The sequence below is a fragment of the Priestia sp. FSL W8-0524 genome (genome assembly GCF_038005965.1).
Classification (GTDB): Bacteria; Bacillota; Bacilli; order Bacillales; family Bacillaceae_H; genus Priestia; species Priestia zanthoxyli.
Genome location: NZ_JBBOUG010000001.1, coordinates 2,727,202 through 2,747,566 on the forward strand (window position 1 = coordinate 2,727,202; position 20,365 = coordinate 2,747,566).

Consider the following 20,365-nt stretch of genomic DNA (forward strand, 5'->3'; position numbering starts at 1 on the left):
ATCCAACTTTTTCATCCATAAAGCTATGAATCTTTCCGCTTATTTTTTTGTACTTCCACCTATTTTTTCGACACTGCCGTGTTAAGATGTACATATCTAACCAAAAGGAGCGACAGCGATGAATCCTTCTCCACTTCCCCTTAACGAACGTCTTGTTATTCTTGATATTATTCGGGGCATTGCTTTGCTGGGCATTTTTTTAGTGAATATACCGGCTTTTACTTCTCCGATATTTATTTTTCAGCTGTACAATGTTTCTTATAAGTATGAAGGAATAGATGCTTATATTGATTTATTCTTGCAGCTGTTTGTCCAAGGGAAGTTTTTTACCATCTTTTCTTTTTTGTTTGGACTTGGATGCGGAATTTTTTTGCATAGAGCTGAAGAAAAGCAGTACTTTGCCGCTGCTTTATGGTCAAGAAGAATGGCTGCATTGCTATTAATCGGGCTTTTTCATCTTGTCTTTTTCTGGTATGGAGACATTTTGCATGTGTATGCTATTGGCGGTCTTTTATTATTCTTTTTTTACAATCGAAAAGCTAAGACGATTTTGCTGTGGGCAATAGGCTTGCTATGCTTTTTTTATCTTTTAGCTTGTATGCAGTTTTTTATTCCAGCACACGTCTTGCAGGAGGCTCAGTGGGAGTATAAAGCTTTACATGAACATGTCTTAACCCAATATTTATCCACCTACAGGCAAGCAGACTATTTATCTTGGCTGTTTTATCGTTTGAATGTTGAAGTGGTGCCTATGCTATTAAATCTACCGTTTTCTATCTTTCCCGTATTTTCTATGTTGTTATTTGGCTTATATACTGCTAAAAAAGGATTGGTACATAATATCGAACAAAATCGTTCTTTTTTCAAGAAAATTCAGTCAATAACAGGCGCAGCAGGTTTCACTTTAACTATTATTCTGGCCATGCTAAAAACAGAGATTTTAAGATACGAACTCTATCAGCAGGCGGCCATTCACCTTTTTACAAGCTTGAGCGGCATTTTTCTATGTTTTTTTTATCTTACCACCTTACTGTTATTCCTGCAATTTTCTCCTTACGCTTCAATGCTGGGTCTTTTTAAGTATAGTGGAACAATGGCATTAACAACTTACCTTAGCCAAACTTTAATTTGCCTGTGGATGGTTCGAGTCTTTGGTTTATACGGAACTCTTACCTTAATGGAAAGCACGGTTATTTGTCTCATCATCTATACACTCCAGCTTTTTCTTAATAAGTGGTGGCTTTATTATTTCTATTACGGTCCGTGTGAATGGTTATGGCGGAGCTTTACATACCGATCTCTCCCGCCTCTCAGGCGGAATAGAAAAGCTTCAGCTTAACAGCAAATCGGCCTTCAAGGTTGAAAGCCGATTTGTCTCCTTTACTGCAAAGGCGGTATAGTTATTCGTTTAATTCCATTTGTCTCAAACTCTCGTATATAATCCATTTCTCGATGGAAAATTTGCATAAAAACTTCATTTTTTATTTCTTTAGTGGGTCCTATTTGCTCTATCACATCTCGTTTAGCCATGCGATAGGCTAGCGCTTCCCAAAACACTTCGTTATCGTATTCTCCAATAATATCTTGAAGAGAATCTTCATGTTCTTCTGTAAACATAACCTCACTGTTTAGCGTGTGAAAAGGTCCTTTTTCAAGGAAAGGCTCTGCGTGTGAAAACATTTGTTTTTCTACATCCGTATATTCCTGTGCATGCTCATCTTCCACTCCAGAACATGCTGTGACCATCCAGTTACCTAAATAAATTAAATCAAGCAGTTGAAAAAAGTGCGTTTCAGATAGTTGAAGTTCAATATCGTTTTTTACAGGAGCTTTTGACATAAGCGCGGATCTCTCCTTTAATTTTGAGGGTAGTTGCTACTAAATAAAATAGCTAAAAGGGTTAATATGCAGGCTAGCAGGAAAACTGAAGAAATGGCTTCACCTCTTTTCTGTAGTGTAAAAATAGAGGTACTGACATCCAAAGAAGTGAATACGAAGGGTGTAAACTTATCATAATCGAAATAAAGACAAGATACAAGACTTTTTTACTAAATTTTCTGACTATTTTCGTCATAAATACCTATTTTTGTTTTGTTTATACTAGAAAGGTCCGAAATTTGTGTGCTGAGCTGTTCAAAATAAAAAAGCGCTGAACCAGGCGCTTTAACGGTGTAAAAAAAGAGATAAACCAATAAAAAAAGCAGCTAAAATAAAATCAAAAATCCATTGCCACTTCTCACGTTTTAACAATACGTGCTCTACCCCTGATAACAGCGAACTTATACTAACCAAAACAAAAATAAAGCTTAATTGGTTAAACGAAAATTTAGTGACAAAATTTGATACAAGTATGACTGCTACGGTGATGAACAGTGCCATTTGACTTATAAGTACCCATTTAATTCTCTGTTTATATCCGTCTTTTAAAGCTTGTAATAAATCGTTGCTGATCACTCTCACTAAACCCCTTTTGTATTCCTATCGTCAAAAGTAAGAACGCAGCAAAAAACGCTTATCTGCATCTTAACTACTTAGCAAAACTAGCTATTAAATCGAAACATAAATATCAACTTGACTGCACTCAGGATCAATACAGCGTTCATCATATAATTCAAAGTCTATTTTATAGGCACGATGATTTTTTTTAGCCCACTCGCGAATATAAGCCCAAGCCTCTACTACTACCTGTCTAGCTGGCCCAACAGCTGTTGTAAACACCATATATTCACCTTCTGGGATGATGAACTCTCTCATATCATCTTTGAGTTCGCCGCCAGGTAAAACTTCATATCCTAGAGCAAATGTAAAATCCATTTTTTGATTATATTCAAATTCTGTATAAAGAGCAAATGTATTACCATTTACTTTATTGGCGATTTTATTAGCTAACTGTTGTTTATAAAAAGTCTGCCAGTGCTCAGGAATAAGACCTGTGCCCGTTTCTTCCACAGGTTCATCTGTTCGAATAGGCACTCCTACAACAGTAAATTCATTTACCTTGACTACTTTTTGACTTACGACTAAGTCAGTCAACATATTGAGCCCCCTTAATTCTTCTTTTTCTGTAGTTACAATGAGGGAAATACTTCTTAATATGCATTTTATTTGTATTCAAAGAAAACGTCAACCTTTTATGCAAATCCCTTAACGAAGGGGCTGAAGATCATTCTTCTAAACTATAAAAAAAACGATTCTATTTTCTTTGTACACATCATACGTATAAGATACCCCTAATTTACAATAGAGTGAGGTAAAAAAATGAAGATCATTGAACTTGCCGAATTCATTAAAACAAGTAAAAAAACAACTAAACTTGCTCTCTCCTCTTCTACAGTACAGTATACATTAGAAACAGATGATTTGAAAATTGAATTAAAAACAGGCGGCACGAATAAGCGAATCGTGTTTTTTCGCATCTTCTTAAAAGGAACGTACAAGGATTGGATTTGTTATCACCGGAACGAACATCATATTTACGAATTGTATCAAAATATTCCTTTATCTCCTAAAATGCAAAAGCAGCTTTTGTATGCTATTGCATCATAAAAGAGCTGGCTTAGTTAGCCAGCTCTTTTATCGGTATATCTTTTGTTTTATATATACTAAGCACAATGCCAATGAACACCGCATTTGCAATTGTGGGACCCATACCATAACTTATAAATGGCAACCATACACCCATAATTGGGAGGAGATTAAACGACATACCTAAATTATAAAGCAACTGAAATGCATACACGCTTACGCTTCCGGAAACGAGCATTTTTCCAAACGGATCGCGAATCTGTTTAATTAACAGTATCATTTTTACTAATAAAGCACTCAACACTAGCATAATAAAAATTGAAATTCCCCAGCCGTAGGCATAGGTCAAACCTGCATATACAAATTCTGTGTCGATTCCACCTATTCGGTATCCCTCTGATGGATTAGCTTGAGGAAGCCACTCAGCTTGATGGAACAGGCGAGAAAGATGTACAGGGACGTAGCCTGCCCCTGCTGGATCTTTCCCTAGATGCAACACAATTGATAGACGACTTAAGTAATAAGAGCTTCCTGAAAGGAGCAGCATAACGGCTATAATTATAAACAGTGTGAGCAGAAACAACAAAGTGATCTTTTTAGCATGTTTACGAGCACTAAATATAAACATAGAAGCGATCATGATGATGTACATCATCACATTAGGAATACTAGTTAAATGCCCGTATAAGACTATGGTTAAAATAAATAGTACTGCCATAATGGGAACGTTACATGACCTACGTTGTAAAATATATCCCCAACCTATTAAATAAAATATTAAAATGAAATTTAAATCTAGGCTAAAAAAAGATAGGTTTACTACGGTTGTACCTTGAACGTTTGGTTGAATCCTTTCTGGCAATATATGCAGATTAAATACTACAAGGAGGAGTGTAGGAGCTATAAATGCTACCCACCCCCACTCTCTCCACTTGCGGTAGTTTTGAAAAGCACATACTGCTGTCAGGGCTAGTCCAATTAATGCAGTAATAAGTTTGGTTTCCATTGATATAGATGAACCTAGCTTAATTGTCAACATTCCTAAGCCTAACGCTGCAACAAATAATGAAACTAAGATCCAATCAATCTTTGTGCGGTATAGCTTTTGAAAGCGTCTGCTTAGTTCCGCTGAACTGCCCATTTGTTCAACAGCTTTTTTTTCAGCTTCCTCTTGAGAAACACCGCGCTGAATAGATTCTCGTTCTAAGTTTTTAATATGGGTATCAAGCTCTTGATACACTGCTTCTTTTGCTTCTTTATGTTTTATTTCTTGAGTAATTGACTGTAAAAATTCTTCTTTTTTCATTGTCCTCCTCCTAATAACCCTTGAAGGACAAAAGCTGATCGTTGACTTCCATTTTCTAAGCTTTTCATTACCTTTTTACCTTTACTATTCAGCTGATAGTATTTCTTCTGATCTTCTTTCCAGCGGCTTGTTACGTATGATTTTTGCTCAAGCTGATGCAGCAGAATGTACACAAACCCTTCTTGTTCATCAAACTCTTGAATTCCTCTACTCCGTAGTTTTTGAACAAGTTCTATTCCATTTTTTTCAACTGACAGAAGCTGTAGCGCTGGCAGTAAAATGTTTTCTTGTTTTATTTTTCGCTTAATAGCTTGCTTGTGCTTGTCAGTAAACTGCAGGTTTTGGAATACAGATTGCTTCATTGAGCCTTTTAGATGACGTAATCTTTCATCCATATTAGCCCTCCTCTATCATTTGTTTTAACAATTCTTTTCCACGCCGTAATCGTGTTTTAATCGTATTAGAATTAATAGATAAAAGCTCAGCTATTTCTTTAATTGTGTATTCTTCGAAATAATGCAGATAAATGAGTTCTCTATACTTTAATGGAAGACTCATTACAGTTTGAACCAATTCTTCAGACTCCTCGTTTTTTACCATTTCTTCTTCGATCATTTCTTTGCTTGATTCAAAAATCGTATGTATATGTTCTGTAAATTGCATTTTTCGCACGTACCAACTTTTTAAATAATCTTTGCAGTGATTAATAGCAATGCGCCATAACCAAGTTTTCAAACTAGATTGCTTAGAATACGTAGAAAGAGAATTATAAAACTTCACAAAAATTTCTTGTGTCAAATCCTCACTAACAGTAGAATTTCGCACGTAAGAATATACAAGCTGCAAGATGGATTGACCATATTCATTCATAGCCTCTTCTAAAAGAATTTCATATTCTTCTTGCTCTACTAATGCAAATAGCAAATCGTTCACTTCACTCACCTCTTTTTCAATACATTAGACGAAGCTCAAGCCAATTAGGTTTTAAATTACTCATTTTTTATCAAAAAAACACCGGAAGCTTTGGGGTCAGTCCCTTGCTCCGGTGCTTTTCTTATTTATGCTGTAGCTTTGTAAACGAATGTTTGTGCGGCTTTGCATGTAACTTTCCCTTTGTCCATTGAATCCCTCTGTATAAATAGTACGAGCACCAAAAAACTGCTGGGACGATAAGTACATATGCGACGATACTATTTGTAAAGAAAGAAGAATCTATGGAACGAAGCAATCGATAGGTCTCATTTAATATACATATATGCACGACATAAATGCCAACTGAATTTTTCCCAACTTTTGAAAAAAACGAGTTTTTGCCAAGACTTGGACTGCTCAATACGAATAAAAACAATGATGCCGATAAAAAAATTGTGGAAATAAAATAGTCTCCGGGCTTGCTGTGCTGGATATTAACCAACCAGTAGCGCTCGACGATCTCTAACGCTGAAAACACAAAAAAGCTGGCTAAATAAATCATTGGCCTTACGTTTAATACTGACAGAATTTGCTTGCCATAAAGGGCAAACATAGCTCCTAATACTGTATAGAACAAACCAAAGAACAGGGCATCTCTCGTTTGAAAAGAAAGTGGAAAAAATAAAGAATAAGACTGCCCAAATAACCCAGTTACATATAATACGGTGCTGATAAACATTAATAAGCCAATCTTTTTCCATCGTTGAAATAAGAAAACGATGACAACAGCCCAAATTAACGCGATCAAGTACCAAAGCTGAAATCCGCTTGTGTCACTTCCATAATAAAAGATATCTTTGAATGTGATGGATGATGTTAAATAATCAGCTACTGCATCTTTTCGCTCTGCTAATGTTCCGTGGTTCTGAAATAAGCGCAGAACTACACCAAACAATAAATAAAAGATGAACCAACATGCATAAAGCTTTGAAATATTCCACGTGTATTTTTTTAAGTATGCAGAAGGTTTTGGATGTTTTTGAATTTTATTCGTAAACAAATACCCTGATACAATAAAGAAAAAAGGAACCGCGAATCGTGCAAATGTGTCAACAATGACATCTAGCACATTTTCCTGGTTCCCTAAAAAGAAATCGTCATGTGATGGGTTAACATGAATACAAACCACAAACACTGTAGCAAAAAACTTAATAAAATCAATTGAATAATTACGTTCCATCTTGTTGTCAGCTCCTTAAAATAAACTCGAGCTCTATTTTAGCATAATTATCCAAACGAAAAAGACATTTTGGTAAAATTAACCTTATAGTCATGGAAAAATTTTCTTAACTTCCAATATTCTAGTCTTGTTTACTTGTATGATGTCTTTCAATATTCCAAATAAATGATTCTAAAGAACTACAAAACAAAAAAACAGATTACCGGTAACCTGTTTTTTAAATTAACATTTTCCATGCAAACTTATTATCTTGTTTAATATCGATTTCTTTTTCATGTAAAGCCTGCACATGCTGTTTAATTTGTTTGAGAAACAGCATTACTTCTCCGCTTGATACGGCAGCTGAGTTGAGAGATAACGAATGTTTTTTAGCAATTTTTAATTCCTCTGTTTCCACTGAAATACTCACGTGGCGAAATAAGTGCCAAGGGTAATAAACTGTTTTAAAAGATTTTGAGAAATAAATTCCTTTAGAACAAACGGTAATCCCCTCGGTTTTTTGAAGAGGATATGTATTTAAATGAGCTACAATTTTTTCTTTTGCAGGTAAATAGAGCCTGTTTCGCATCTCTTTTTCAACTTCTTCACATAGTTGTCCTGCTACCGACAACACATCTTTTGGATCAGGTGTTTGATGAATTTGAAAAGATGAACAAATAGAAGTTAATTCTTTTGAGGATACACATGGATATATATAGTCTTGACACATATATTCATGGGAATGAGTGCGAATAAATTTCTTGATTTTTTTTAATAGAGATACTAGCTTTCTAGCTGAGTAATCGTTTTGATTGACTTGAAATTTCTCCACGTCATTAAAACAAATCATTTCTTCTTTTCGAATGGTAATGGATTGAATGTTAGCGAAATCTTCCCATAACATTTTTCCTTTTTTCATCCCTCTGCTTTTCCAGTAAATCCCCTTATTTGTAAAGCAAATTCCCCTTTTATCTAGGCCCGCTATAAAAGAGCTGTGTAAATACGCAATTATTTTTTCTTGGGGCTGAAACTGAAAGTATTTGCTAGCCATTTTTTTGTAGAAACTAGGTATTTGCATTACATAAAATTGACTTTCTCTATAGATTAAGCATAAGTCAGTCAAATAATTAGTTTTCAGCGTCGCCACGCTCTCACTTCCTTTTTGAGTGTAAATAACCGTACCCATTTTTTTCTATTACTTTATAAACGTTTTTTGATGAAAAAAGTTTCAACTTTTTTTGTTTTTTATGAAAAAGCTTTAAATGGAAGCATTCCTTTCATCTAGGAGGTTATCTAATTACTCACTTATTCAATAATCTTATTTTAAACGTTCCCTACTTAATTAAGAAACTAAACCAGATAATAGCAATGCTTACCTGCTTTATCCAAATCATCCCCTGTGAACAAAAATAAACCGCAGCGTTAAAACGCGATGCGGTTTGTTTTTTAAGCTAAATAAGCTTCTTTTATTTTTTCATTGTGAATTAATTCCGGTCCTTTTCCTTGCAAAATAATTTCTCCCGTTTGAATCACGTAGCCTCGGTGCGCGATTTGCAGTGCTTGATAAGCGTTTTGTTCAACGAGCAAAATGGTCATTCCGCTTTTATTTAATTCCATAATGATTTCAAATATTTGTTCTACAATGATGGGAGCAAGCCCCATAGAAGGTTCATCTAGCATAAGCATAGAAGGGTTCATCATAAGCGCTCGCCCGATAGCTAGCATTTGCTGTTCACCGCCGCTCATCGTTCCTCCTTTTTGAGTCAGCCTTTCTTTTAATCTCGGAAAATACGTGAGTACTCTAGCCATATTTTCTTCTATTATTTTTTTATTAGAAAGTGAGAAGGCTCCAATCGTTAAATTTTCTTTTACCGTCATCTTAGGGAAAATTTTTCTTCCTTCTGGTACGTGAGCTATTCCTAGCCGGGCCGTTTGGTGAGGAGGGAATTTCGTGATGTGGGTGCCTTTATACACGATACTACCTGCTTTGACAGGAGCTTGACCGCTAATGGACTTTAATGTGGTAGATTTACCGGCTCCATTGCTTCCAATAAGAGTCACAATTTCTCCTTCTTCTACATCAATCGTTATTCCTTTAAGCGCTTGAATTCCTCCGTAAAAGGTGTCAACTTCAGTTAACTTTAATAGAGTCATGTGCTTTTCTCCTTCCTTTCTATCTCCTCTGCCGCTCCTTTTCCTAAATAGGCTTCGATCACTTTCGGGTGCGTACGGATATGTTCAGCATTTCCTTCTGCAATTTTTATTCCATGATCTAATACAATAATATGATCAGAAATTTCCATGACGAGCTTCATGTCATGCTCAATTAATAAAATGGTTATTTCCCGGTCTCTTCGTATCGTGTGAATAAGATCCGTCAGCTCTTTTGTTTCACGCGGATTCATACCAGCAGCCGGTTCGTCTAATAATAACAGTGAGGGTCTAGTAGCTAACGCTCTCGCAATTTCGAGTCGGCGCTGCGCTCCATATGATAAGTTAGTGGCTACTTCGTTATATAAAGCTTCTAGCCCAACGTATTCCAACAGCTTATACGCTTCTTTTTTAGCTGCTTTTTCCGCTCTTCTTGCTCGAGGTAAATTCAACAGCGTTTCAAAAGTGGTTGCTTTCAAATGGTTGTGCATCCCAACTAACACATTTTCTAAAACCGTTATATTACTAAACAACCTGATGTTTTGAAATGTCCGAGAAATCCCTTGTTTTGATACGCTGTGAGGTTTTAGCCCTGTTATGGATTGACCATTTAACATAATATCACCTGAGGTTGGCTGATAAACACCTGTCACCATATTAAAAAACGTGGTCTTTCCAGCGCCGTTTGGTCCTATTACAGCTGTTATTGAATTTTTTTGAATATCCATTGTTACGTCTTGATTGGCAACTAAACCACCAAAGGTCTTGGTTACATTTTTCACTTCTAAAATTGACAATTTCTTTCACCTCTATAGATTGACGTTTTTCTTAGCTGTTGAAATCACAGGCTGTATTTCTTCTTCAGCTTCTTCTTTCAGCTCTTTCAAATCGAACGTAGGCTGTTTAGCAGGAAGCAATCCCTGAGACCTGTATAGAGCAAATAAAATAAGAAGTCCGCCAAAGATAAATCGCTGCATTTTAGCTGGCGAAAGTGCATCCGGTATAGAGATAACTCCGTTTAAGCTCAGCTGATTAAACCAATCCGTGAGCTCCGTTAATACTTGAAGATTAAGAATGGTTACAACCGCTGCTCCAAGTATGACGCCCGGAACGCTCCCCATTCCTCCTAAAATAACCATCACTAAAATCGTAATAGATTCTAACAGCGTAAAGCTGGTTGGATCGACAAACGTTTGCTTCGCGGCAAAAACAACTCCCATCATGCCTGAAAATGATGCACCAATAGCAAACGCAAGCAGCTTTGTTCTAACAAGGTGAATTCCCATCGCTTGAGCGGCAATTTCATTTTCACGAACCGCTTTCCACGATCGTCCTACTTTAGAATATTCAAATCGCCGTACAATAAAAATAACCGCAGCTAAGATGACTAATACTACATAATAGAACTGACTTGGATATACTAAATTAATCCCAAAAATAGAAGGCGGCGTCACGGAGGACAGCCCCATTGCCCCGTTTGTAATATTGATCGGTTTATCCAAATTGTTAAACACAATTCGAATAATTTCCCCGAATCCAAGCGTAACGATAGCTAGATAGTCTCCTTTTACGCGCAGCACAGGTATACCAAGCAAAACTCCAAATAAAGCGGCTATTAGGCACCCTGCAATGATAAAAAACCAAAAGCTTTCTCCTGATAATGGGTACGTACCAAAAGGCATAAAATTAGCAGCTTGATTAGTCGCGAAAATTCCATACGTGTAAGCCCCAACTGCAAAGAAAGCAACAAATCCCAAATCCAATAATCCGGCCAATCCGACTACAATGTTCAACCCAAGTGCCATAGCAACATAAATGCCTACTAGCGTAGATACTTCCATATATGATTCATAAGCAGGGCCTTGGCTAGCTGAAAAAGGAAGCAGCACAATTAAAATGACCCCTGCTATTAGCCATTTTAATTTAGTAGAAAGAGACATAAAGTACAGAAGTAATAATGAAAATAAAAGAAGTAAAAATGCGACGACGGACTTTTGGGCAAGCATTAAACTACCGCTTGTTGCAATTACATATATAAAAAATAAAATGATTTGCGCCTTTTTGTTTCCTTCAAGCCTACTCATTAATTTTTTCATCGTCATCACCTACACTTTTTCTGTAACGGCTTTTCCAAATAAGCCTTCTGGTTTAAAAATTAACACCAAAATCAAAATAGCAAATGCAAATACATCTTTATACTCTGCTCCTAAAACATTGCCGGTAATTGTTGATAAATTCGCAGCTGCAAACATTTCAAGAATGCCAAGCATTAGCCCTCCAAACATTGCGCCTCGTATATTGCCTATTCCTCCTAAAACTGCTGCTGTAAAAGCCTTTAATCCTAATATGAAACCAATGTAAGGGTCAATTGTTCCGTAATGAAGCGCAAATAACACGCCGGTTGCTCCCCCTAAAGCCGAACCAATAAAAAAAGTAAGAGAAATAACTTTGTTTACATTAATGGACATGAGTGAAGCCGTATCGGGATCTTGAGCTACGGCTCTCATTGCCATTCCCCATTTGGTTCGATTGACGAAAATTTCGAGTCCGATCATTAAGCAAAGAGCAACAATTAACACTACGATAAACGTTACTTTAAATGTAGCATCATCAAATGATGATGAAAGAGAAGAAGCGTTAACCGATACTTTTCCTGAAAATAAAGCAGGGGTATTAACAATATAATTACCATTCTTAAGTTCCGTAATGAAGCGCACAAAATCCTGTAATAGAAACGACATTCCGATAGCTGTAATAAGTGTAATCAGTTTAGAAGACTTGCGCAGGGGGCGATAAGCCACTCTTTCAATTCCCATACCAAGAAACCCAGTCGCAACACTCGTAATAAGAAGAACTAAAATTAACGTCACAACAGCTGGAAAAGCTGCAATCCAACCTACGCCTGTTAATCCTATTAAAATAGCGGTTCCGATAAAGGCCCCTGACATAAAAATTTCGCCGTGTGCAAAATTGATGAGTTCTAAAATGCCATATACCATCGTATAACCTAGGGCAATAATTGCATATACAGCTCCTAATGTTAGTCCGTCGATTAACACTTGCGGCAGCGTTTGTATAATATGAGCAAACATATAACCTCGTCCCTTTCGTCCTATAAAATCAATTTTAAGAAAAGAAAGGTACGGAACATCCATACCTTTCTTTTCTAAGGTTTACTGTGAGATTTCCCCTTCTAATTTAGCTGGATATGAAGGAGCGTCAAACTTATAGATAAAGATTTTAGCGTATTTATTGTCTCCTTTCTCATCAAATCCTACCTGCGTAAGTTCTCCTTTGTATTCTTTAATACCTCGTACAGCATCACGCACTGCTTCATGAGAAGGAAGCTTTTTATCATTGTCTTCAATTGCTTTTTGAATACCTTGAAGCATAACCTTCATGGAATCATACCCGTATACAGAATATGACTCTACTTTTTTATTGAATTTCTTCTCATAATCTTTAGCAAATTGTGTTTTGGAAGCATCTCCTGCTACTGACGTAAGGTACGTATCTTTTACAGCATCTCCAGCAATATCAACTAAAGTTGAGGAGTCTAAGCCATCTCCTCCCATAAATTTAGCGGTAATTCCTTTGTCACGAGCTTGCTTAATTAAGAGTCCGCCTTCTGCGTAGAGCCCTCCAAAATAAACGAGATCTGGCTTTTCTTTAGAGACTTGATTTAACACACCGTTAAAATCTTTTTCTCCAACTGTAATTCCTTCAAATCCAACAATTTTTGCCCCTTCTTTTTCAGCCGCTGTTTTAAAAGCGTCTGCAAGCCCTTGTCCGTAGGCTGTTTTATCTTGAATGACAAAAATATTTTTTGCTTTCAACTCTTTAACAGCATATTTCGCTCCTGCAGGCCCTTGGAAGTCATCACGGGCTACAATGCGGTTAACTGTTTTTAACTTTCGGTCTGTTACATCCGTTGCTGTACTTGCAGGAGAAATCATTGGAATTGAGTATTTCTCATACGTTTCAGATGAAGGAATGGTAACTCCTGAATTTAAATGTCCTATTACGCCATAGACAGCTTTGTCTGATCCGATTAACTGAGCGTTTGCTACGCCTTTTTTAGGATCGCCTTGGTCGTCATACGGCACAAGCTGAAGTTTATATCCTAATTTTTTAAACGTGTCTTTTTCTTCATCAAGAGCTAGCTGAGCTCCCAGTTTGATCGCTTCACCTAACGTTGCACTACCTCCTGACAAAGGGCTTTGCGTAGCAATTTTAATAACATTGCTGCCTTTATCTTCTCCTGATGTACTGTTGCTGCCACAGCCAGCTACAAATCCTACTGATAAGACCGTTGTTGCTAAAATAGATAACATTTTTTTACTTAGCATGTAGTAATCGTTATAAAACGCGTAATAGCGGCTAGTCTTTTATAACGATTTTCCCTCCCTTTGTTCGCGTCTAGAACGCTTTTTATCTTTTCGGCAAATGTCATTTCTGAAAACGGTAAAAAAGCTTGCTGTTTATGTACACTGATTGTCACATCCTTTCATAATAGATTCACTCTCCTATACAGAGAGAAACTAATAAAAGTAAAATTATAGTCATTTTTTACTATTATAAAAGGATAAACAGCACTATTTCACCAAACTTGTCAGTAATAATGACACATATTTTTATAATTTTCTTAATTTTATAAAAATAATTTTAATTATATTCACTTGTTTTTTGCGATATACTCCTTGACCGTATATATAACAAAAAAGCATGTCACCATAAGGAAACATGCCTTGTAACTATTCAACCTAAAAAAAGGTTGAGACATAACGAAATGAATCTGACCGAAAGACGGACAAATGAGATACATGGGCTGGCCGGCTTATGACACCGCAGTTGATTTCCGTGCAGGGCTTCGCTTTCCGCGGGCGGCCGCTGAGCCTCCTCGTCGCTTGTGCTCCTGCTGGGTCTCACCTGTCCCGCTTTTCCCGCAGGAGTCTCCGCCTTGCCCTCCAATCAACTGCTAGAAGGACAGAAACAAATAAAACGATAGGCATCATCACAAAAAACAAAAAAAACGAACCACTCATTAAATATGTTGATGAGTGGTTCGTTTTTCACTTGGGCTAAACTACTTTTGTCCCAGCCTCTTTTTATGCCCCTTTGTTTTCCGCTTCTCCCCGAGTTTAACTATTGTTTCGTAATGCCTGTGATCCCTCTTCCCCTGTTCGGATCTTAATCGCATTTTTTAATTCATAGATAAATATTTTCCCATCTCCAGGCTGACCTGTATTTAGTACTTTTCTTGCTTTATCAACAACGTCGGATACGGGAACTTCGCATACAACAATTTCCACTTTAATTCGGGCGTGCATATTGTCTTGTTTTTTGACCCCCCTGTAAAGTTCCGTAATGCCTTTTTGCAATCCGCATCCTAACGCATCTGTAACCGTAATACCGCTCACGCCAATTTTTGCTAGTTCTTGCTTAAGCTCTTCAAACTTTGAAGGGCGCGTAATAATTTCAATTTTTGTTAAAACATCACTCACTGTGCCCACCCCTTTTACATATTCGATTCGTGATACGCTCTTTCACCGTGCAGCGTAATATCAAGCCCGAGCGTTTCTTCTTCTTGTGTTGCGCGTAGAGATACTACCAACCCAACCACTTTAACAATAATGAAGGTAGCGATGCCGACAAATAGATACGTTGCTACGATAGCCACCAGCTGTTTCCATAGTAGACTTGGGTCTCCGTAGAATAAACCATTCGCGCCGGCATCATTTACAGAAGTTGTGGCAAATAAACCCGTTGCGATACCTCCCCATGTTCCCCCAATACCGTGAAGACCAAATGCATCTAACGCATCGTCGTAACCGATTTTCTTTTTAAGTGAGAAGATACCCCAGAAACAAACTGCTCCGCCGATAAAACCAATTACAATAGAAGCAAACGGTGTAACGAATCCACAAGCTGGTGTAATAGCTACAAGTCCAGCAATCGCTCCCGAAACGGCTCCAAGCAGCGTAGGCTTTTTATTAATAATCCACTCTACTACAAGCCAGCCGATAATTCCTGTTGCTGCCGCTGTATTCGTGTTAATGAAAGCCGTCATTGCAACGCTGTTAATAGTTAAGGAACTTCCAACGTTAAATCCAAACCACCCGAACCAAATCAGCATTCCGCCTAAAAGAGTTAGCGGTAAATTGTGAGGTGCTGCAGCATCGGCATTTTTTCGTTTTCCAACAACAAGAGCTAGAATTAATCCTGCTACACCTGATGAAATGTGAACGACGTTTCCGCCAGCAAAGTCAATAGCTCCTAGTTCACGAAGCCATCCGCCAACTCCCCAAACCCAGTGTGCAACGGGTGCATATACAAATAATGACCATAGGATAGCAAATAAGATAAATGCTGAAAACTTCATGCGCTCTGCAAAAGCACCAGAGATAATAGCTACTGTTAACACAGCAAATGTTAGTTGAAACATCATAAACATGTTATGCGGGATCGTTGCGCTGTAGTCCCCGTTTGGAGTGAATCCAACGCCTTTTAATCCCACCCAGTCCAAGTTTCCAATAAAAGCATTGCCACCGGTCGAAAATGCTAGAGAATAGCCAGCTACTATCCAAAGAACAGATATGACAGCTAATGAACCTACGCTATACATCGCGGTACTTAACATGTTTTTACTTCGAACCATGCCTCCGTAAAACAATGCAATAGCTGGTGTCATAATCCAAACCAATAATGCCGAAAAAAACATAAATACTGAATCGCCCATTTGCATGATGATTTCCCCCTTAAGTACGAATAAATAACCCCTAAATTCAATGTTAGATTATATAACATATATTGTTATGTTTACTATCATATTTGATTTATATGTATTTAGCAACTACTTTTTGCAAATTTATTCAGAAAACTTTTGTTTTTAAAACTCTTTTCTTTTTGTTATTTATTCTTCTATGTACACAGAAGCTGCAATATTATTTGTGCGTGTTAGAATTTCTGACATAAAAAAATCCTCTTCTACTCCAAGAAGAGGATTTTTTTTACAAATACATATATACACCTGGTCCTAAAGGAATACCGAATACAGCAAAAACAATCAACATTACAATCCAAATTCCTAAGAAGGCTAAAGTATAAGGAAGCATAAGTGAAATGATGGTTCCAAGTCCTGCTTTCGGCTCGTATTCTTTCATAAAGGCTAAAATGACAATCATGTATGGATTTAAAGGAGTGATTACATTCGTAGACGAATCCGCTATTCGGTAAGCTGCTTGAATAAATCCAGGATTGTATCCTAACAGCATGAATAATGGAATAAAAATAGGTGCTTCTAGTGCCCATTGAGCAGAGCCGCTAAAAATAAGAAGGCTTAGAACCACAGTTAAAAATACAAAACCAACCACAACTGGAAGTCCAGTTAGATTTAGTGCTTTTAATGCATCCGCTCCTTCTACTGCAATCCACGTTCCAATATTAGTCCAATTAAAGTAAGCGATAAATTGAGCGGCGGCAAAAATAAGGACAATATAGCTAGCCATATCTTTCATCGAATCAGTCATATAAGCAGGTATATCTCTAGAACTTTTGATTTTCCCTACTGTTATTCCATAAACAGAGCCAACTACCACAAAAAACAGCAGCGTAATCGGAATGATACCATCTAAAAAAGGAGATGGAACAATTCCGCCGTCTTCATTTCGTAGAGGAGAGTTGGTCCAAAATAAGAAAACAGCTAGTACAACGACATAAATACATGTAGCAACGATACTGTTTTTTAATCCTTTTGCTTCTACCTCACTGATTTCACCAAAATCATTGCGTTTTTTCCCTTTATAATTACCCAGTCTAGGTTCTACAATCTTTTCAGTGACGATCGCTCCTATAATAGTTAAAACGAATACAGAAGCCGCCATGAAGTACCAGTTCGCTGCAGGACTGACAGCAGCGCTTGGGTCGATTGTTTTAGCAGCTTCAGTAGAAATGCCTGATAACAATCCGTCGGTTCCGGATATAATAAGATTCGCTGTAAAGCCTGATCCCACCCCAGCAAATCCTGCTGCTAATCCAGCAAGCGGGTGTCTTCCTACTGTATAAAATATCATTGCGGCAAGCGGAGGCACGATGACAAAAGCAGCATCTGCGGCTAAGTTGGCCATAATCCCTGTAAAAATGATGGCGTATGTAATAAGAGCTTTTGGAGCATTTAAAATCGTTTTCTTTATGGCCACTTCAAGCAGACCTACTTTTTCTGCAAGTCCGACTCCAAGCATCATAGCAAGTACAAGTCCTAAGGGCTTAAATTCAGTGAAATTGGTCAGCATCGATGTTAAGATATACTGAATGCCTTCATGCGACAACAAACTTTTAATTGGAAGAGTCTTATTAGTACCAGGATGGACCACTGTTACTCCCATACTATTAATAGCAACAGACGCTAATACGATAATAAGCGCTAAGCATACAAACAAAATAAAAGGATCAGGTAGTTTGTTTCCGAATGCTTCTACTCTTCCTAATAGTTTGTCTAGTAAGGTTGTTGGATGTGATTTTTGCTCTGTTTGCAAATTAGGTTGTGCCATACTTTCTCTCCTTTTTCTTTTAGAGTCTTTTTGTTTTTTTCCTTTTAATTACCAAAAAGACTATTAGTACATAATAATCTGAATATTTATATTATTCAAGTATTATTTTTAAGGAATTTTTATTTATCTATTAAAACTAATAGCATTTAGATAAATAGAAAGCCATAAGATATCTTTTGAATCGACAATCAAAAATAACAAAAAGCTCTCCGTTTGAAGAGAGCTTTTTGTTATTTCGCTATACTAGATGGGGCAGACTCTTTTCCTGACTCGTTAACAGCTGTTACATAATAACGAGACTGAGATGCGTCGGAGTCGGCAAAGCTTTTTCGCTCAAATTCCGAAACGCTGCCAATATGGACAAATGTTCCGCCTGGGTTCTTTTTATAAATTCGGTAACCGATAATATTGCCTTCTCGTACCGCGTACCACGTAAGCAAATTACCGCTCATCTTTACATGTGTGGGAGGTTGTGGTGCAGTTGCTTCACGCTCCAATTCTTTTGCTTGGTCAGCTTTTAGTTCTGTATATACAACTAACCTCTCTTGATGGGTTCCTTCTGCACGGTCAAACGTGCCTGTACACGTAATTAGATTTAAATTACGTTTGTTGCTGTACCCAAAAATTTCGTTTAAAGGTGCCTTATCTCGCGGATAGCTTTTTGTACGTTTAACAACAAAGGTAAGCGTGGTCCCCTGTGCATCTCTTACGGTAATTTCATCGTCTTTTTTTAAGTTTTTTAGATTATAAAAGACGGCAGGACCGGTTTTACTGTCTACGTGTCCTGCTAGTACAGCATTTCCTTTTACGCCAGGTTTAGCTCCTGGTTCAAACCAAGCAACTCCATTTTCTGTAGATGGCGCTGCCATTTCACCGCTGTCTAATAACCCTACTTGTTCAATTGAAGCCTCCACATGAATAGCTGGAATGGACACTTTTGCAGGAATGATTCCTTTGAATTCTTTGTTTAACTGTTTGGCTTCTGTTTTATGCTTTTTTAATACAGCAAATTCCTCTTCAAGCGTTACCCGGCTTTTTAAATCCTTTGATTGTGCTTCTTTTTCTTTTTGCTTAGCTGCATTCTGTTGCTTCATTTCTTTTGCTTCTACCATTTGTTCTTTAAAATATAGTCCGCCGCTAACAAGCAGGACTAAACTTAATATACAGTAGGCGAGAACAATCGCTTTTTTCACATCGTCACCTCGTTTCACAGCTGTTTATAAAAAAGAAGAGAGAACAACCTCTCTTCTTTTTTTAGGACTCTTGACTTGTAATTCATAAGGAAAAGGAGAAAAAATATTATTTACTTACTGGTTTCTTGCGTAAAATAACTCCAGCTGTTAATACAGCTAACGAACCTAGTGCAATATAGATCGCTGTTAGTGGGTTCATCGTTGATTCAGATGCCCCGCCCATACCTGTTTTCGGCATATCTGTTGGCATAGCTGTCTCAGCAAACTTATCGGGATTTTGTTTTACAATCGCTTCACCTAAAGCTTGGCCGACACCAAACATTAATTTATACCCTTCACGGTACGTATCATAACTTCCAGCGTAGTCGCCGGATGCATATTGCTCAAATGTTTTAATAACCGTATCTTCATGTGCTTTTATAGCTGCCTGTGCGTCTGCAGTTGGAAGGTTTCCATCTGTTGCTGTTCCTAAGAATGTACCAAATTCTTGCGCGAATTTATGGAGCTTGTCTTTAGCAGCTTTTTCTCCTGCTTCATCGCCTTTTACTTGTGCACTTACTAGTTCAGCTTGGGCATTGATGTGATCTCCTTGCCAAATTTTTTCGAATTGTGCAGCCCCTTCATCGCCATATACTGAACCGATTGCAGCTTTAAAATCTGCTGTGTTAGCATTTTCTAACCAGCTAACATAGTCGTAATCTTTTGAACCGTTGAACCCTTTTTCCATTCCCATTGTTGCTAAAGCAAAATGTTCTGCTGCTAAGCTGTTTAATGAAGAACGTAAATCTGCTGCTGGTGTATCTACTTTGGTATTGTCGAATTTATCGGGCATTTGCGTTACGATTGCATTTGATAACGCTTTACTAATGGCAAACATTTGCTGATATCCTTCGCGGTATGTTTTAGCGGCCGCTTCGTAGTCACCTGCTACATAATCTTCAAATGTTTCTTTTACTTGGTCTTCATGTACGCGAAGCGCTTCTTTTGCTGCATCTTCAGGTAGTTTGCCTTCCGTAGCAGTACTTAAGAACTTAGCAAATTCATTTACGAATTGATTTACTTCTTTATCTACTTCAGCCATGGCTTCTTTGTCATTTTCTTTTGTTGCTTTTACAAAATCATCTGTGTAATTGTTATGTTCTCTGAAAATTCTTTCAAATTCAGCTGCTCCTTTATCACCATAGACAGACGCAATAGCAGGCTCCATGTCAACGGCATTTTGGTCCAATGCTTTAAACGCAGCGTCAGCGTCTTTAGAACCGTCATAGGCTGTTGTCATAGCGGCAACGGCAAGCGTAAAGTGTTCAGATAATAAGTAGTCTAAGTTCGCTCGTAAATCTGCAGCTTTTGTTACTGCCGTTGGTTGTGCTTCCTCTGCGTTTGCAATTGTGGGCATCAATAGTGAAGCTCCTAGTACAGGGATCATTAACTTTTTGCTTAATTTCATCATTTTCCACTCTCCTCATTTTTAGTTGATGTACGCTACTTTTTTCATTCTTACTACATCTTA

21 protein-coding genes are annotated in these 20,365 nt (G+C 37.5%); 2 read left to right on the forward strand and 19 right to left on the reverse strand.

All coding sequences use genetic code 11. From position 1 onward, the window contains the following. Positions 1 to 118: 118 nt before the first annotated feature. The gene (locus tag NST66_RS13890; protein ID WP_033579406.1) at positions 119 to 1,339 is read left to right on the forward strand and encodes a DUF418 domain-containing protein; all 1,221 of its coding nucleotides are present in this window, start codon (positions 119 to 121) and stop codon (positions 1,337 to 1,339) included. Positions 1,340 to 1,380: 41 nt separating this feature from the next. Here the strand turns inward: NST66_RS13890 and NST66_RS13895 are convergent, their stop codons facing one another. The 3 genes from NST66_RS13895 to NST66_RS13905 all read right to left on the reverse strand — a co-directional run bounded on the left by NST66_RS13895 (position 1,381) and on the right by NST66_RS13905 (position 3,036). After that, entirely contained in the window at positions 1,381 to 1,839 is a 459-nt protein-coding gene (locus NST66_RS13895; RefSeq protein WP_033579407.1) for a hypothetical protein, read from the reverse strand. A gap of 324 nt (positions 1,840 to 2,163) precedes the next feature. Beyond that, positions 2,164 to 2,454 (reverse strand): hypothetical protein, encoded by a 291-nt coding sequence (locus NST66_RS13900; RefSeq protein ID WP_340843429.1) that lies wholly within the window; start codon positions 2,452 to 2,454, stop codon positions 2,164 to 2,166. 93 nt (positions 2,455 to 2,547) lie between these two features. Continuing rightward, positions 2,548 to 3,036, reverse strand: a complete 489-nt coding sequence (locus NST66_RS13905) for a GyrI-like domain-containing protein (RefSeq protein ID WP_033579408.1) — start codon at positions 3,034 to 3,036, stop codon at positions 2,548 to 2,550. A 222-nt stretch (positions 3,037 to 3,258) separates the two neighbouring features. Here NST66_RS13905 and NST66_RS13910 point away from each other — a divergent pair, with 222 nt between their 5' ends. Continuing rightward, a complete protein-coding gene (locus NST66_RS13910; RefSeq protein ID WP_028412858.1) occupies positions 3,259 to 3,546 on the forward strand; it encodes a hypothetical protein in 288 nt (95 codons plus the stop codon). Between the two features lie 10 nt (positions 3,547 to 3,556). On the opposite strand, the gene NST66_RS13915 is transcribed toward NST66_RS13910, so the two are convergent. The 16 genes from NST66_RS13915 to NST66_RS13990 all read right to left on the reverse strand — a co-directional run bounded on the left by NST66_RS13915 (position 3,557) and on the right by NST66_RS13990 (position 20,305). Next, positions 3,557 to 4,831 (reverse strand): FtsW/RodA/SpoVE family cell cycle protein, encoded by a 1,275-nt coding sequence (locus tag NST66_RS13915; protein ID WP_340843430.1) that lies wholly within the window; start codon positions 4,829 to 4,831, stop codon positions 3,557 to 3,559. Continuing rightward, a complete protein-coding gene (locus tag NST66_RS13920; protein WP_033579410.1) occupies positions 4,828 to 5,226 on the reverse strand; it encodes a PadR family transcriptional regulator in 399 nt (132 codons plus the stop codon). The genes NST66_RS13915 and NST66_RS13920 overlap by 4 nt, the downstream gene beginning before the upstream one ends. 1 nt (position 5,227) lies before the next feature. Continuing rightward, positions 5,228 to 5,764 carry a sigma-70 family RNA polymerase sigma factor gene (locus tag NST66_RS13925; RefSeq protein WP_033579411.1) on the reverse strand — a complete coding sequence of 179 codons (537 nt, stop codon included), beginning with the start codon at positions 5,762 to 5,764 and terminating at the stop codon, positions 5,228 to 5,230. Positions 5,765 to 5,885: 121 nt separating this feature from the next. After that, a complete protein-coding gene (locus tag NST66_RS13930) occupies positions 5,886 to 6,983 on the reverse strand; it encodes an acyltransferase (protein ID WP_340843431.1) in 1,098 nt (365 codons plus the stop codon). A gap of 217 nt (positions 6,984 to 7,200) precedes the next feature. Next, entirely contained in the window at positions 7,201 to 8,109 is a 909-nt protein-coding gene (locus NST66_RS13935; RefSeq protein WP_028412856.1) for a hypothetical protein, read from the reverse strand. Positions 8,110 to 8,408: 299 nt separating this feature from the next. Beyond that, positions 8,409 to 9,116, reverse strand: a complete 708-nt coding sequence (locus NST66_RS13940) for an ABC transporter ATP-binding protein (RefSeq protein WP_033579413.1) — start codon at positions 9,114 to 9,116, stop codon at positions 8,409 to 8,411. Then, positions 9,113 to 9,910, reverse strand: a complete 798-nt coding sequence (locus NST66_RS13945; RefSeq protein WP_033579414.1) for an ABC transporter ATP-binding protein — start codon at positions 9,908 to 9,910, stop codon at positions 9,113 to 9,115. The genes NST66_RS13940 and NST66_RS13945 overlap by 4 nt, the downstream gene beginning before the upstream one ends. A 12-nt stretch (positions 9,911 to 9,922) precedes the next feature. Next, entirely contained in the window at positions 9,923 to 11,209 is a 1,287-nt protein-coding gene (locus NST66_RS13950) for a branched-chain amino acid ABC transporter permease (RefSeq protein ID WP_033579415.1), read from the reverse strand. 9 nt (positions 11,210 to 11,218) lie between these two features. Continuing rightward, positions 11,219 to 12,205, reverse strand: a complete 987-nt coding sequence (locus tag NST66_RS13955) for a branched-chain amino acid ABC transporter permease (RefSeq protein ID WP_033579574.1) — start codon at positions 12,203 to 12,205, stop codon at positions 11,219 to 11,221. An 81-nt stretch (positions 12,206 to 12,286) separates the two neighbouring features. Next, on the reverse strand, positions 12,287 to 13,462 hold the full coding sequence (locus NST66_RS13960; RefSeq protein WP_033579416.1) for a branched-chain amino acid ABC transporter substrate-binding protein: 1,176 nt from the start codon (positions 13,460 to 13,462) through the stop codon (positions 12,287 to 12,289). A 488-nt stretch (positions 13,463 to 13,950) separates the two neighbouring features. Next, positions 13,951 to 14,088 carry a hypothetical protein gene (locus NST66_RS13965; protein ID WP_168760963.1) on the reverse strand — a complete coding sequence of 46 codons (138 nt, stop codon included), beginning with the start codon at positions 14,086 to 14,088 and terminating at the stop codon, positions 13,951 to 13,953. Positions 14,089 to 14,254: 166 nt separating this feature from the next. Further along, entirely contained in the window at positions 14,255 to 14,617 is a 363-nt protein-coding gene (locus NST66_RS13970) for a P-II family nitrogen regulator (RefSeq protein WP_013057611.1), read from the reverse strand. 14 nt (positions 14,618 to 14,631) lie between these two features. Beyond that, a complete protein-coding gene (locus NST66_RS13975) occupies positions 14,632 to 15,858 on the reverse strand; it encodes an ammonium transporter (protein ID WP_028412855.1) in 1,227 nt (408 codons plus the stop codon). A 265-nt stretch (positions 15,859 to 16,123) separates the two neighbouring features. Beyond that, positions 16,124 to 17,662: an AbgT family transporter gene (locus tag NST66_RS13980; protein ID WP_340843432.1), complete on the reverse strand. Its 1,539-nt coding sequence runs from the start codon at positions 17,660 to 17,662 to the stop codon at positions 16,124 to 16,126. Between the two features lie 230 nt (positions 17,663 to 17,892). Further along, positions 17,893 to 18,855: a class F sortase gene (locus NST66_RS13985; RefSeq protein ID WP_033579418.1), complete on the reverse strand. Its 963-nt coding sequence runs from the start codon at positions 18,853 to 18,855 to the stop codon at positions 17,893 to 17,895. A gap of 106 nt (positions 18,856 to 18,961) precedes the next feature. Next, entirely contained in the window at positions 18,962 to 20,305 is a 1,344-nt protein-coding gene (locus NST66_RS13990) for a hypothetical protein (RefSeq protein ID WP_033579419.1), read from the reverse strand. Positions 20,306 to 20,365 lie beyond the last annotated feature (60 nt).